This window comes from Streptomyces nojiriensis (assembly GCF_017639205.1).
Classification (GTDB): domain Bacteria; phylum Actinomycetota; class Actinomycetes; order Streptomycetales; family Streptomycetaceae; genus Streptomyces; species Streptomyces nojiriensis.
Genome location: NZ_CP071139.1, coordinates 8,038,054 through 8,051,187 on the forward strand (window position 1 = coordinate 8,038,054; position 13,134 = coordinate 8,051,187).

General features: G+C 69.8%; 13 protein-coding genes and 2 pseudogenes. 9 read left to right on the plus strand and 6 right to left on the minus strand.

Annotated elements, in window-relative coordinates; all coding sequences use genetic code 11:
- Positions 1 to 135: 135 nt before the first annotated feature.
- From JYK04_RS42470 to JYK04_RS36345, 8 genes and pseudogenes are all read left to right on the plus strand, one after another.
- Positions 136 to 1,476 (plus strand): annotated as a pseudogene (locus JYK04_RS42470) (pectate lyase family protein); the annotation flags it as partial.
- Between the two features lie 66 nt (positions 1,477 to 1,542).
- A pseudogene (locus tag JYK04_RS42475) lies at positions 1,543 to 2,475 on the plus strand (pectinesterase family protein); the annotation flags it as partial.
- Positions 2,476 to 2,600: 125 nt separating this feature from the next.
- The gene (locus JYK04_RS36320; protein WP_189748285.1) at positions 2,601 to 3,128 is read left to right on the plus strand and encodes a SigE family RNA polymerase sigma factor; all 528 of its coding nucleotides are present in this window, start codon (positions 2,601 to 2,603) and stop codon (positions 3,126 to 3,128) included.
- Complete coding sequence (locus JYK04_RS36325; RefSeq protein ID WP_189748287.1) at positions 3,125 to 3,832, plus strand: hypothetical protein; 708 nt, start codon at positions 3,125 to 3,127, stop codon at positions 3,830 to 3,832. The genes JYK04_RS36320 and JYK04_RS36325 overlap by 4 nt, the downstream gene beginning before the upstream one ends.
- A gap of 136 nt (positions 3,833 to 3,968) precedes the next feature.
- Positions 3,969 to 5,195 (plus strand): PP2C family protein-serine/threonine phosphatase, encoded by a 1,227-nt coding sequence (locus tag JYK04_RS36330; protein ID WP_189748289.1) that lies wholly within the window; start codon positions 3,969 to 3,971, stop codon positions 5,193 to 5,195.
- Between the two features lie 202 nt (positions 5,196 to 5,397).
- A complete protein-coding gene (locus JYK04_RS36335; protein WP_202185951.1) occupies positions 5,398 to 5,973 on the plus strand; it encodes a DUF5994 family protein in 576 nt (191 codons plus the stop codon).
- 5 nt (positions 5,974 to 5,978) lie between these two features.
- Complete coding sequence (locus JYK04_RS36340) at positions 5,979 to 6,167, plus strand: hypothetical protein (protein ID WP_189747658.1); 189 nt, start codon at positions 5,979 to 5,981, stop codon at positions 6,165 to 6,167.
- Positions 6,168 to 6,325: 158 nt separating this feature from the next.
- Positions 6,326 to 6,598 (plus strand): hypothetical protein, encoded by a 273-nt coding sequence (locus JYK04_RS36345; RefSeq protein WP_189747656.1) that lies wholly within the window; start codon positions 6,326 to 6,328, stop codon positions 6,596 to 6,598.
- A 49-nt stretch (positions 6,599 to 6,647) separates the two neighbouring features.
- On the opposite strand, the gene JYK04_RS36350 is transcribed toward JYK04_RS36345, so the two are convergent.
- The 5 genes from JYK04_RS36350 to JYK04_RS36370 all read right to left on the minus strand — a co-directional run bounded on the left by JYK04_RS36350 (position 6,648) and on the right by JYK04_RS36370 (position 11,237).
- Positions 6,648 to 7,889: an HTTM domain-containing protein gene (locus JYK04_RS36350; protein ID WP_189747654.1), complete on the minus strand. Its 1,242-nt coding sequence runs from the start codon at positions 7,887 to 7,889 to the stop codon at positions 6,648 to 6,650.
- The gene (locus JYK04_RS36355) at positions 7,879 to 8,619 is read right to left on the minus strand and encodes a DUF5819 family protein (RefSeq protein WP_189747652.1); all 741 of its coding nucleotides are present in this window, start codon (positions 8,617 to 8,619) and stop codon (positions 7,879 to 7,881) included. Before JYK04_RS36355 ends, JYK04_RS36350 begins: the two co-directional genes overlap by 11 nt.
- Positions 8,620 to 8,729: 110 nt before the next feature.
- A complete protein-coding gene (locus tag JYK04_RS36360; protein ID WP_189747650.1) occupies positions 8,730 to 10,040 on the minus strand; it encodes an ice-binding family protein in 1,311 nt (436 codons plus the stop codon).
- A gap of 638 nt (positions 10,041 to 10,678) precedes the next feature.
- Positions 10,679 to 10,852 (minus strand): hypothetical protein, encoded by a 174-nt coding sequence (locus JYK04_RS36365; RefSeq protein ID WP_189747648.1) that lies wholly within the window; start codon positions 10,850 to 10,852, stop codon positions 10,679 to 10,681.
- Positions 10,853 to 10,880: 28 nt separating this feature from the next.
- Positions 10,881 to 11,237 (minus strand): PRC-barrel domain-containing protein, encoded by a 357-nt coding sequence (locus JYK04_RS36370; protein ID WP_189747646.1) that lies wholly within the window; start codon positions 11,235 to 11,237, stop codon positions 10,881 to 10,883.
- Between the two features lie 391 nt (positions 11,238 to 11,628).
- On the opposite strand from JYK04_RS36370, the gene JYK04_RS36375 reads away from it, so the two are divergent.
- The gene (locus JYK04_RS36375; protein WP_189747644.1) at positions 11,629 to 12,507 is read left to right on the plus strand and encodes a helix-turn-helix domain-containing protein; all 879 of its coding nucleotides are present in this window, start codon (positions 11,629 to 11,631) and stop codon (positions 12,505 to 12,507) included.
- A gap of 174 nt (positions 12,508 to 12,681) precedes the next feature.
- Here the strand turns inward: JYK04_RS36375 and JYK04_RS36380 are convergent, their stop codons facing one another.
- The gene (locus JYK04_RS36380; protein ID WP_189747642.1) at positions 12,682 to 13,050 is read right to left on the minus strand and encodes a PRC-barrel domain-containing protein; all 369 of its coding nucleotides are present in this window, start codon (positions 13,048 to 13,050) and stop codon (positions 12,682 to 12,684) included.
- Positions 13,051 to 13,134 lie beyond the last annotated feature (84 nt).

The following is a 13,134-nucleotide window of genomic DNA, read 5'->3' on the forward strand; positions in this document are numbered from 1 at the left end:
GGAGGCGTCCGTCCGGGACGCGTGACCCGGCCGCCGACGTCACGGCGAGGATTTCGGCGGGTTCCCGGCAACCTTTCGGGATCCGGCGGCAACTGAGGGGTGAACAGCGCACCTCACCCCAAGGAGCCACCGCCCATGTCCGCTTCCCCCCACCGCCGCCCCACCGGACGTCGAAGGCTCGCCCTGACCGGAGCGGCCACCCTGGTCGCCGCCGGCCTCGGCGCCGTGCCGCTCGTCGTGAAGGCCGATGCCGTGGCACCCTCCGACCTCGCCCACGGCGTGCTGCCCGCCCGGGACGGCTGGGCCGCGAGCGGCTCGGGCACCACCGGCGGCCGTGCCGCGGACGCAGCTCACGTCTTCACGGTCTCCACCCGCGCCGAGCTGGTGAGAGCCCTGGCCGCGGGCCCGGCCGGCGCCCCGCGGATCGTCCGGGTCAAGGGCCTGATCGACGCCGGCACCGACGACAGCGGGAAGCCGCAGAGCTGCGCCGACCACGCCGCAGGCACCGGCTACTCGCTCGACTCCTACCTCAAGGCCTACGATCCCGCCGTCTGGGGCCGTGCCAAGGTGCCGTCCGGCGCCCAGGAGGACGCCCGCAGGGCGGCCCAGGCCAGGCAGGCCGCCCGCATGGTGTTCACCGTGCCGGCCCGTACCACGGTCATCGGAGTGCCCGGCACCGGAGCGGGCATCACCGGCGGCAGCCTCGTGGTGAAGAACGCCGACAACGTGATCATCCGCAACCTGTCGCTCACCGATGTGCGGGACTGCTTCCCGCAGTGGGACCCGACCGACGGCTCCACCGGCAACTGGAACTCCGCCTACGACGCCGTCAGCCTGCGCGGCGCCACCCATGTCTGGGTCGACCACAACAGCTTCTCCGACGACCCGCACCCGGACTCCGCCAACCCGGTCCGCTTCGGACGTGAGTACCAGGTCCATGACGGCGCCCTCGACATCACCAACGCCTCCGACCTGGTCACCGTCGGATACAACACGTTCAGCAACCACGACAAGACCATGCTGATCGGCAGCAGCGACAAGGACACCAAACTGCGGGTGACGCTCCACCACAACGTCTTCCGGGGCATCGTCCAGCGCGCCCCGCTCGCCCGCGTGGGCCAGATCCACCTGTACGACAACTACTACGACACCACGGCGTCGGAGGGCTACGCGCACAGCTACAGCGTCAACTCCCGCGCCGGCGCCCAGGTCGTCGCGGAGAACAACTACTGGAAGCTCTCCTCCGACCGGAAGACCTCCCAGCTGCTCAGCGGCGACGGCACCGGAGCCATCGCGGGCAGCGGCAACCTCGTGGGCGGCGCCCCGGTGGACCTGGTCGCCGCCCACAACTCCGCCGACCCCGGGAAGAAGATCAAGACCACCGTCGACTGGCGGCCCACCCTCACCGCCGGACTGGAGCCCGCCGCCGGACTGCCGGCCAAGCTGGCTGCGAAGGCGGGCGCCGGAGTCCTCACCGAGACCGGCGCCAAGGCGGCACCCGCCCCCTCCGGTCCGGTCGGCGGCCGTACGCTGACGGTCGCCGCCGACGGCTCCGCGGCCCACCGCTCCGTGCAGGCCGCCGTCGACGCCGCCACCGCGGGCGACACCGTCCTCGTCTCGCGCGGCCCCTACCGGGAGACGGTGAACGTCCCCGCCTCCAAGCACGGACTGACCCTCAAGGGCGCCACCGGCAATGCCGAGGACGTCGTCATCACCTACGACAACGCCTCCGGCACGCCGAAGCCCGGAGGCGGTACGTACGGAACCGCAGGCAGCGCCACCGCGACCTTCTCGGCGAACGACATCACCGTCACAGGCGTGACGGTCGAGAACACGTGGGAGCGGTCGGCTCACCCCGACGTCAGGGACACGCAGGCCGTGGCGGTCAACGCGTCCGGCGACCGGCAGAAGTACCTCGACTCGCGTTTCATCGGCCACCAGGACACCGTTCTCAACTGGGCTCCCGCCGCCACCGGCCAGTACCGGCAGTACTTCCGTCACTGCTTCATCGCGGGTGACGTCGACTTCGTCTTCGGCAACGCCACCGCCGTCTACGACCACGTCAACATCACTCTGCGCGACCGGGGCGCCGCGGCCGGCGGACCGGCCGGATACCTCGCCGCGCCGAACACCGACGCGGCCAAGCCGTACGGGATCCTCATCACCGACAGCACGATCAGCAGCCCCGCCCGGCCCGGGACCTACTACCTCGGCCGTCCCTGGCACCCGGGCGCGAGCGCGGTCGGTCAGCTGGTCATCCGCAACACGAGCCTGCCCGCAGCCGTGAAGACCGAGGGACCGTGGACCGACATGGGGGGCTTCTCCTGGAAGTCCGCCCGGTTCGCCGAGTACGCCAACACGGGCCCCGGCGCCGGAACCGGAGCGAACCGGCCCCAGCTCGGCCCCGACCGGGCCGCAGCCCACACCGCCCGCGCCTACCTGGCCGGCACCGACGACTGGAACCCGACGCACTGATGGGCGTCACCGTGCGGACCAGGCCCGGGCCGACCGAGGTGTGCGAACGAACGCGCGAACGGACTGTTACGCTCCGGCACCTGCCTGAGCACGCCCCCGCCGCACCGAGAGGCCGTACCGAGGCCATGACCGAAGATGAGGCGGCCGCGGAATTCCACGCGTTCTTCGAACGCCACCACGCCGAACTCTCCCGCCTGGCGTACCTGCTGACCGGGGAGGCGGACGCCGCCGACGACCTCGCCGCGGACGCGATGGTCGCGCTCTGGCACCGCTGGGACAGGGCCCGCCGTGCCGACTCTGCGGCTGCCTACGCCCGCGGAATCGTCGCCAACCTCGCCCGCAGCCGGATCCGGAGCACGGTACGCGAGCGGCGGCGCGTCCTGCTGTTCTGGTCGCACCGCCCGGAGCGGACCGACGGCCCGGACCTGGCCGCCGTCATGGACGTACGGGCCGCGCTGGACAGGCTGCCGTTCCGCAAACGCGCCTGCGTGGTACTGCGGTACGCCTTCGACCTCTCGGAGAAGGACACCGCGGCGGCACTCGGGATATCGGTGGGTACGGTGAAGAGCCAGACCTCGAAGGGGACGGCGGAACTGCAGCGGCTGCTCGGTACCCGGGCCGCCGGCGAGCTGGTGGGAAGGGGAAGCCGGTGACCGACGAACTGCGAGGCCTGCTGCGCGAGAGCACCGAAGCCCACCTGCCCGACCGGGCCCGCATGCTGGCCCGGGTCGAACGCGGCATGGCCCGTCCCGGTACCGCCCGATCGCGGGACCGCGAGCGCACCCGCGCCCTGTCCTGGCCGAAGACCGTCCTCGCGACCCTGGCCACCGTCGGAACCCTGACCGCCAGCGCCCTCATGGTGGTCGCCGCCGTGCACGACCCGGACCCGCCCCGGAACCCGTCCGCCGCCGCCGCCCCGTCCGCCGCCGGTCGCGCGGTGCCACCGACGGCCGCGGGCAGCCGGACCGAGGACGGTCCACTGTGGGCCGACGGCTCCGTCGACCCCCACAGCAACTCCTACTGGGCGCAGAGCAACGTCACCCTGAAGACGGGGAAACCGCTCACCGCGCTCGTGGTCGAGCTGCGCATCGCCCTCACCGAGGGAGTAAGGGACACCGGTAGCTGGCGGACCCGCCCCGCCACGGACTTCGACCTCTCCGCCCGCCAGGAAGGCGGCTTCCTCGTCTACCGGTGGACCCTCAAACCCGGCAGGACCGTCCCGCCCGGCGAGCACGTCTTCGCCGGCCAGTACGACCACGCCGCCGGCGGGCGCGATGCGAAGGACGACACGTACCGGATCGACGCCACTGCCGGTGCCGCGGAGGGCGGCTCCGCCGTATGGGGCGGGTTCGCGTAGGCCGCGTCCACCCCGCGGGCAGCGTGGGCCGACATGCCACGCATGGCGCAATGCGCCGCTCCGGCGGTCTCCCAGGTCACCTTGTGCGGAGGCGGTGACCGGCGTGGGTGGGCAGAACGAGGCGGCGAGGCGGGTCATGAACGAGGAGAGCGTGGACCGCGCCGTGGGGTTCGGCGAGCGGCCGCTCGGCCTGCTGCTGCACCGGGCGCGGCTTGTGCCGCCGCAGCTGATCGGCCCACTGATCGCGGAGGAGATGGCCGGGATCGGAGGCCGTGACGTCTCCATCCTGCTCCAGGACTACGCGCAGGAGCTGCTGGTGCCGTTTCCGGGCAGGAAGCTGCACGTCAGCCGACCCCAGCCGATGGTCGACTCACCGGCCGGCCGGGCCTTCCTGCGCGGGGAGACCGTCGAGGTGCCGCAGGCCGACGGCGGCGTCCGGACGTACGTGCCGCTGCTGGACGGAAACGACACGGTGGGCGTCATGGCCCTCACCCTGGACCACGTCGGTGACGACGACCGGCGCCTGCTGTGCCGGCTCGGCGGCCTGGTCGCCGGCCTGCTGGTCACCAGGAACGCCTACACCGACGAGTTCTTCCTGGCCCGGCGCCGGGAGCCGATGAGCGTGTCCGCGGAGATCCAGTGGAGCCTGCTGCCGCCGCTGACGATGACCGTGCCGCAGGTCGCGGTGGCCGGCATCCTGGAGCCCGCCTACCGCGTCGCCGGAGACAGCTTCGACTACGCACTCAACGACGACATCCTGCACATGGCCGTGATCGACGCGATGGGCCACGGCCTGGACGCCGCCGCGATGGCGACCATCGCCATCGGTGCCTACCGGCATGCCCGGCGCGTGTCCGTCAGCCTGGCCGAGAAGTACACGTACATGGACGACGCCATCTCCCGGCAGTTCGGTCCCGACCACTTCGTCACCGCCCAGCTGATGCACCTGAACATCGCCACCGGTGAGTTGGAGCTGGTCAACGCGGGCCACCCCGCGCCGCTGCTGATCCGCGACGGCAAGGTCGTGCGGCAGCTGGAGAGCGCGACGACACTGCCCGTCGGCTTCGGCGGCGAGGAGCCCCGGATCGGAGAGCACACGCTCCGGCAAGGCGACCGCGTGCTGTGCTACACCGACGGCATCATCGAAGAGCACGTCGCCGGCGGGGAGCTGTTCGGCGAGGAACGCCTCATCCGTTGCGTCGACCGCCTCGGGGAATTGCCGTCAGAGGGGATGCGGGCAGATCTGCGCCGGCTCTCCCACACGTTGAAGAGCGAACGAGGCGGGCACACCAGCGACGACGCCACCCTCTTCATGATCGAATGGCGTGGGGGCGCCGCCGACCATCTCGCGGTTGCCGACTGAACGCCTCGAAAGCTGAGCAGGTCGGCGGCCCTCCCCAGCGCCTCCGCCGGAAAATACCTGGTCACAACGGTCTTTGCCCACCGAACGGGCGTACAGTGAAAGGACCGGGAGTACTTCGAACACCGGCTTCACGCGGGTGTCATTTCCGGCGATCGCCTCAAAACCGGGCTGCCGACGGGCAGCCCGGGGGCAGGTCCACACCATGACCACCACCCTCGACCGGACCGCGCCCCGCGACCTCGCCGCACAGTCCCCGGCTCGCTTGTCCCTCACCCCGAAGACCACGCTCGCCGGCCAGCTGGACGGGGCCTGGTGGCCCTACTCCCGCGACCTCGAAACCGAGCTCCCGCCGCTGGCCGCCGCCCTGGAGGAACCCTGGGGGCGCATCACCCGCGTCAGCGTGAATCCCGCCCGCTGGCCGGTCGTCCCGCGCAAGGTTGCCGTGGCCGGGCACGTGCTGCACGTGGGCTGGTTCACGGAACAGGACCCCGACAAGCTGATCCTGCTCTCCTACACCGTCGGCCGCTGGGACCTCCTGGTGATCCCGCCCGAGACCGAGCCCGCGGCCGCGGCAAGGCTGATGGCCGCCGCCGCGATCCCGGGCAGCGTCCTGGCCGCGGACGTCCTGATGGCCAACGAGATCGTCATCGGGCGCGGCATCCGCGACGCCCGCCGCCGGGAAGCCACTTGGGAGGGCGAGGGCGGGGCCTGCATGTCCCCGTTCGGGGTCGCGATGGGTCGAAGCGCCCTCCCGCTGTCCGCGAACGGCTGGAGGTGAGTTCGGTGGAGACCGTCGTCCTCATCGTGGTGATCATCTTCATGATCGGCGTCGCCATGCGTTGGATCCACGTGCTGAACGCCCGGGACGAGGCGCGGATCGAGGCCCATCGGTTCAGTGACCCCCTGCCGAGGCCTCCCGGCCTGCCGGACGACACCGGTCGTCGAGCCCACCACACGGGTGCCGACCGGTGAGGAACAGACCTTCCTCCGACCGGGGGCAGCTGGTCGGGGCGCCTCGGCGCCCCGACCCGCCGGGCTCCTCACCCGCCCTCGACGGCTACACCTGCCCCCGCGTAGGACCCCGGCCGGCCTCGGAGCCCACCCCACCCCACACACGGAAGGACGCGGTCATGGCCACATTGCGCGAACGCAAGACCTACCGCGACCAGGTGCTCCGGGTCCTGTACGAAGCCGTCGAGGGCAACCGCCTCCTCGGCATCACCGGGGCACAGCTGCGGCGCGACCTCCACGTACCGGAACAGGACCTGGCCGCCGCCTGCACCTACCTGGCGGGCGAAGGGCTGATCACCGTCGACTGGGACCCCGGCAACACCCCGGCGATGGTCACCCTCACCCACGAGGGAATCCGGCACATGGAAGCCGATGAGGAAGAGCACGGCTGAAGCCCTCACACACGTGAGGGCCGGGGACGCGGGTAGCCGGTCAGTGCTTTCAGTCGGGTTTCCGGGTCCCCAGGACCGAGGACGCACGCCCGGTGGAAAGCGCAGTGCCCTGCTGCTCTGCCGGAGCGGCTCGGTGCTTCGAGCTGGATCGGCTGGGCCGGCCCTGCGGCGGTACCGATGCGGATCCCGCCGCTCGGCCGGGTGCCGGCCGCCACATCCCCGTGCGCCGTGCTGCGCGTCGCCACAGGTGAGGCAGGAAGGCGTAGAAGCGGTCGGGAAGGAACACGGCGTCCGCAATGATCATGGCGCCGGAGAAGAGAGGCAGTCCCAGAAGCACCGCGATGCCGATGTGCATGCCCAGCAGCACGATCAGAACGGGGTACTTGAGCCTGCCGAAGAGTACGAACGGGAAGGCGACCTGCAGGAGCACCGTCACGTAGCCGGCGATCGCGATCACCATCGGGTAATCGTCCACGAGGTGCGAGAGCGCGGGCCAGGGCTGGAAGAGTTCGAGGTTCAGCGCGTAGTGGAGGGCGGTGCCGCCGCCCCAGGTCGGGCCCTGGATCTTGTACAGGCCGGCCGACCCGTAGAGGAAGCAGACCTGTGCCGCGATGACGAGGATGCCGCAGTTGTGCACCACCGTCGTCAAGGTGACACGGGCATCGTGCAGTTGCTGTGCGTACAAGCTCCTCACCGGCTCCGGCGCGTCGCCCGCACGGGATTCCCTGAGCCGGTTCCCGCGCGCGTCCAGGGACCAGCGCCGACCGCACGCGGTGAGGACGAGGTAGAGGGCCATCAGCAGGATCAGGTTGTCGCCCCCGTCCGTCATGAAGATCGATCTGGCATGGAACGAGGTCACCACGACGGCGAAGAGGACGGACACGGCGCGGGTCCGCCAGCCCAGCATGAACAGCGCGGACGTGACGAGGGCCGTCACGTAGCAGAATTCGAAATAGGCGCGGCTGTCGGACAGGATCAGGATGCTGTTCCAGCCCGTCTGGTCGAAGAGCTGCTGTGCCAGCGCCGGTGTCCAGGGGGCGCCGGGGCCCCAGATCTCGTCACGGTGCGGGAACTCGCGCAGCAGGAAGACCAGGTAGAGCAGCCCGTAGCCGATGCGCAGAACCGACGCGGCGTACAGCGAGATCGGCCGGTCGGTGAGAAGCGCCCACAGATCGCCGATCCGTTTGAGGAGCCACCGGTGGGCCGTGCCGGCGACCGAGGCCTCCTGGGGCGCGGGCCGGTGCGGCGTGGCCGCCGTGGAAGGGGGCTGGGGGATCTGTTCACTTCCCATGGGAGGTCACCTTCCACCAGGGCAGGAGCCGGTCCTCGGTGGCTGCCGGCGGGTGGTTCCCGGCTGCTGCGCCGGGCGCAGCGACGGGCAGTGTGACGACCCGGAGCTGAATGAAGTCGAAAGCGCCGCCGTCGTTGTGGGCGGCGATGCGGTCCGCGGCGATGTTGCGCAGGTACGTCTGCAGCATCACGGCGCGTTCCGAGCGTGCCGTGTCGCTTCCTCCGTGTGTCTCGACATAAGAGGTCCAGGCGCGGCGCAGAAGGTTCTGGGACGTATGGCTCGGAAAAACGTTGTGGTCGACCGCGGAATGGTCGACGGAAGCCAGGTCGAACCAGGGGGTCACCTGCACCGATCCTTCGGAGTCGGTGTGTGCGGTTCTCGCCAGGATTTTTCGGTTGAAGGAGTCCGGGTCCGGAGCGAAGAGCCGCCAGTTCTGTTCGAAGAGCGGGTACACCCATCCGTTGACCTGTGAACTGTACCGCTTCGACACAGGGTTGGCGGGGGCCACATGAAGGAACACCAGGACGACGTGGACCAGAGTCGTTACCAGGCAGAGGGCTACGGCGGTGCGCAGCCCTGCTTCCACTGCGCGAACTCTTATGGGCCGCTTGCCCGGCATGGTCGCTTCGTCATGGCGCCGTTGGGGGACCGGACCGGAATCGGACCGCTGAAGTTCCTTCACATCCGCAGATTCAATTCCGCTCGACACCGCCCACCCGGTCCTTCTCATGTCTGCTGTTCGCCTGAGGTCTCTGCGATTCACTGACGGCGCGCGGCGGAATCAATGAGGATTCCGCCGCGCGCCGTCACCCGATGAACGGGCTTCGTGCAGGCTGTTGTCTAGCCCTCGTGGCCTTGGTGACCCTCGTGGCCCGCGGGCTTGTTGCCGTAGCCGTAGTGGTCGCCGGGCTTCCCGCCGTGGTCGTGGCCATGGCCGTGGTCCGGCTTACCGGGTCCCTCGTCGTGCCCGTTGCCCGGCCCGCCGTGCTCCGGCCCGTGGTGCTCCAGGCCGCCGTGGTCCGGTCCGCCCGGTCCGCCGTGTTCCGGGCCACCGGGCTGACCGCCGTGCCCGCCGGTGACGTTGCCCCCGGTCGTGTTGCCGCCGGTCGTGTTCCCCGCCGTGTTGCCCGCGGTGTTTCCGGAGGTGTTGCCGGCGATGTTCCCCGAGGTGCCGCCCGACACGAGGTCGACGATGGGTCCGCCCAGGAGGCCGCCACCGATCAGACCCACGGTCGTACCGGTCGTCGATCCGGGGGTCGGCGTTCCGGCGGTCGTGCCCGTGGTCGTGCCGGTCGTCGTTCCGGTGGTGGTCGTACCGGTCGTCGTACCGGTGGTCGTACCGGTGGTCGTACCGGCGGTCGTGCCCGTGGTCGTGCCCGTGGTCGTCCCGCCCGTGGCGCACCCGCCGAGGAAGATCCGGTTGTTGTCCATCGTCACTTCGCCGTTACGGGCCAGGGCCCGGCCCTCGATATTCGTTCCGGTTCGCAGGAAGATCGAGGTCAGCGCCATGATGGTGCCCACGAAGGTAGTGTTGGTGTTGAGCTCCGCCGAACTCCCGATCTGCCAGAACACGTTGCACGGCGAAGCGCCGTTCGTGAGGAGGATCCGGCTGGAGGTCGCCGTCGTCAGGGCTGCAGGAATCTGGAACACCCAGACCGCGTTGGGGTTCCCCCCGGCATTCAGGACCAGGTCGCCGGTGAGTCCGACACTGCCGGCGGGGTCTCTCGTGTATACGCCGGGAATCAGCTCTGTGGGGCCGGACGTTCCCGAGCCGATGGCCGCCGGAAGGTCGAAGTCCTCGGCCTGGCCGGCCGCGTTGTTGTACGCGATGATCAGATCGCTCTTGGCCTGGAGGGCCTGGGCATCCGCAGGGTGCACGGCGCCGAGGACCAGGCCGGGCGGGAATCCGGTGATGGCCGGGTTCGGGTGCGTCCCGAGGTCGTGGTCGATCACCGTGGGGCCGGTGTTGGTGACTCCCTGACCTGCCAGAACGGAGTAGCTGGCGGTGGTGCCCAGAGGTACGGCTGTCGCGATGGCCAGGGCCTGCGTCGGCAATCCCGCGACCATGACAGCGGCAACCGTTACGGCGACGGCCGAGGCCAGCCAGCCGGAAAAAGTGCGGCGCTGAGCCGCTTGGATTTTCAGCTTCATCGAGGGGGCCACTTCCTATGGGGGCCGTGGCAAACCGGGCTCCTACCGATCGCCCGGGAAGCCTTGTCGTTGTCGCCGCATATTACGCAGCAACAATCATGTGGCAAAAACAGGCAAGGAGAAGGAGGGGGAATTACAAGCATATTCAGCACCGCGCAGCGCGATGAAGATATCAAAACTCACCCCGCCTATCATGTGATATTCCCCCCGCCGGATGGGTTCGGATTGACTCGTACGAGGCGGAGCCGCTCATATGGAAATGCATTCAAACCCGCCATGCGCGAGAAGTGCCGCCAGGAGGGTGATTCCATGAGCTTGCTGGAGGGTGGGCGCGCCGATCGATCCTCCGTCAATCCATATGACTCTGATCGGGAGCGATCGCGCTCCTTTTCTTGCACGGGTTCGAACACCGACCTCGTCGAATTGATGAGCGATGTCGGTTCCGTCAGATGGGGCGTGAGTTCATCCGCAGGTGACTTCCGTCCGCTTTTCATCTCCGGCCACACCGGATGGCCCGGCTCGCGCACCGCCCGACGCAGCATCCAGGCCCTCACCCCGTACGTCGAGCGGGAGGCGAAGACCGTCGTCCCCCCCCCGCCGCTGCCCGGCAGGCCGGTACCCGAAGCCCCGGAGGGGTCTCAGCGGAGCGTGCGGTGGCGCCGACCGGAACGCCGGATGTGCAGGACCAGGTACACCAGGGCGCCGATGAATACGACGATGCCGATGATCAGCAGATAGGACAGCCCTTCGGCGACGGCGCCGATGAGGCCCAGCACGATCGCCACGATGACGAGAATCAGGAAGAGCGTCATGACGTAGGACACCTCCTCGAAGGGCCGGTCAGCGGCGGGCGAGCTGCCGCTCGCCGTTCACGCCGGGCTGATAGGGCAGGTCGTAGTGTGCGAAGACCGCCGCCTCGTCCTCGGCGGGCAGGACGTCGTCCGTCCCGATCGCCGGGCACTTCTTCACCAGCGACCTGTCATAGTCGACCTTGACGTAGCCGGGCCCTACGACCGCGCCGACCAGCGGGACGAAGACCAGGTGGCGGCGGGTGGGCAGCCCGACCAGGACGGTGGCCATGGCCGGCTCGTCGGTGCTGGTGTCCACGTAGACCGCCTCCAGCACGCCGATCCTGCGGCCTGCGGCATCGACGACGTCGTGGGTACGCCACTCCCGGATATCCGCGATCCCGATCATCCCGAGCGCCCCTTTCCCGCAACGTTGCGCCGACAGGCGTTGTACTTTTCAGCCTGCCCCGCAAAGCCCGCCCGCACCAGCCCGGACACCCCGCAACGTCATACGGCAAGGACGAGCTCTTCTCCCGCGTGCGCCGCACGACCGCCAGACCCCTGGCGACGTCCCCACGCACGGGACTTGGCAGATAAGCGGTCGTTTCCGGCGGATAGGTGGTGGGGTCGTGGCATTCGGGTGAACTCTGCTCGGGCTGTGCACGCGGTTGCGCTCGCGCCACGTGACACTCGACAGCGGGGCCTGTTGATCATCATTCCGCGGCGCATGCGTTCACCCGGGCCCGGCCGCGGAGATTTCTGTGGCTGGTAGACAGTCCCGAGCCGGAGGTAGACCGCCCGTGGCGGTGAACGGAAACCCGACCGTCCGACGACGCCGGCTGGGTGCGGAGCTGCGCCGGCTCCGTCTGGCCCGCGGTCTGACCAGCACGCAGGTGGCTGAGCACCTGTTGATCTCCCAGCCCAAGGTCAGCCACTTGGAGACCGGCCGCCGAGGGATCAGCCCGCGCGATGTGCGGGACCTGTGCGGCCTCTACGGGGTCACGGACCAGCAGGTCATCGACTCGTTGATGGAGATGGCCAGGGAAGCGAACCGGCAGGGCTGGTGGGTCGCCTGCGGGGAAGTCCCGTACGCCGTCTACATCGGCCTGGAGACGGCAGCCGCTTCTGTCCGCTCCTACGAACCCCTGGTGATCCCCGGCCTGCTGCAGACACCCGCCTATGCGGCAGCGATCACCGCGGAAACGATCCCTCTGGCCACGGAGGAACAGATCGCGGTGCGCCTCGAGGTGCGGCTGCGGCGTCAGTCCCGCGCCCACCACCCGGCCCGGCCTTTCCGCTTAGGGGTCGTGCTGGACGAATCAGCCCTGCGCCGCCTGGTGGGCAGCCCCGAGATCATGCGCGAACAGCTCGAGTACCTGAACCGCCTCGGCGAGCAGCCGCACATCACCGTGCAGGTCCTCCCGCACAGCGCGGGAGCCCATCCGGGAGTCTCTGGACAGTTCTCCATCCTCGACTTCCCGGACACCGCCACGGGGACGGTGTACCTGGAGCGGTTCACCAGCGACCTCTACCTGGAGAAACGATCCGACGTGCGGCACTACAGCGCCATGTTCGACCGCCTTCAGACCCAGGCCCTGAACCCGGAGCGCACCCGCCGCTTCATCACCCGTGCCGCGCAGGAGCTGCCGGCCGCCGCAGCGCTGCTCGCCGGGCGGTGATCGCCGCACCGGCCGCAGGTCGCTGCGTCGCGTGTAGCCGTCGGCGCGCGAGGCGACGGCGCATCGGCGAGGGGGCGGTTCCTCCCTGCCGATGGAGGCGCTGAACCCCCGGGACGCGGCGAGCCCGCACCCCCGGCCGGGGGTGCGGGCTCGCTCGGCTCCGGGACGCCGGGGTCAGGCGGGGCGACCGCCGAAGGGGCCTCCGGTGCCGTAGTACGTACCCAGCTCCTCCCGGTAGCCGGCGTCGCCGAGGTGCTTGTCCCGGTGGAACTCGGGCGCGCTCTTGATCTGTTCCTTGGTGCGGTCGACGAAGACCTTCCGATCCTCCGGGTCGACCTTGACGACCGTGCTCGCCGGCAGCAGGACCTCCTTGCCGAAGATCCATACGCCGGTGTCCACGACCAGGTAGGCGTCACCGACCTCGTCGGAGTGCTTGTCGACCTTGCCGATGTTCCCGTCGGTCGCCTCGACCTTGTAGCCGGTCAGGTCCGTACCGGCCAGGTGGCCCGCGGTCGGCTGGTAACTCCACACATGTTCAGTCACGCGAAAACAACTCCTCCGGTCAACGGGGGACGGCGGGGAAGTGCTTCTCCGCCGATCCTCCTTGTTCCGTACGCCGTGCTCGGC

Coding starts and splice junctions, on each gene's coding strand:
- JYK04_RS36320 (WP_189748285.1), top strand. CDS start 2,601: ATGACCGAAGATGAGGCGGCCGCGGAATTCCACGCGTTCTTCGAACGC.
- JYK04_RS36330 (WP_189748289.1), top strand. CDS start 3,969: ATGAACGAGGAGAGCGTGGACCGCGCCGTGGGGTTCGGCGAGCGGCCG.
- JYK04_RS36335 (WP_202185951.1), top strand. CDS start 5,398: ATGACCACCACCCTCGACCGGACCGCGCCCCGCGACCTCGCCGCACAG.
- JYK04_RS36345 (WP_189747656.1), top strand. CDS start 6,326: ATGGCCACATTGCGCGAACGCAAGACCTACCGCGACCAGGTGCTCCGG.
- JYK04_RS36350 (WP_189747654.1), bottom strand. CDS start 7,889: ATGGGAAGTGAACAGATCCCCCAGCCCCCTTCCACGGCGGCCACGCCG.
- JYK04_RS36355 (WP_189747652.1), bottom strand. CDS start 8,619: ATGAGAAGGACCGGGTGGGCGGTGTCGAGCGGAATTGAATCTGCGGAT.
- JYK04_RS36360 (WP_189747650.1), bottom strand. CDS start 10,040: ATGAAGCTGAAAATCCAAGCGGCTCAGCGCCGCACTTTTTCCGGCTGG.
- JYK04_RS36365 (WP_189747648.1), bottom strand. CDS start 10,852: ATGACGCTCTTCCTGATTCTCGTCATCGTGGCGATCGTGCTGGGCCTC.
- JYK04_RS36370 (WP_189747646.1), bottom strand. CDS start 11,237: ATGATCGGGATCGCGGATATCCGGGAGTGGCGTACCCACGACGTCGTC.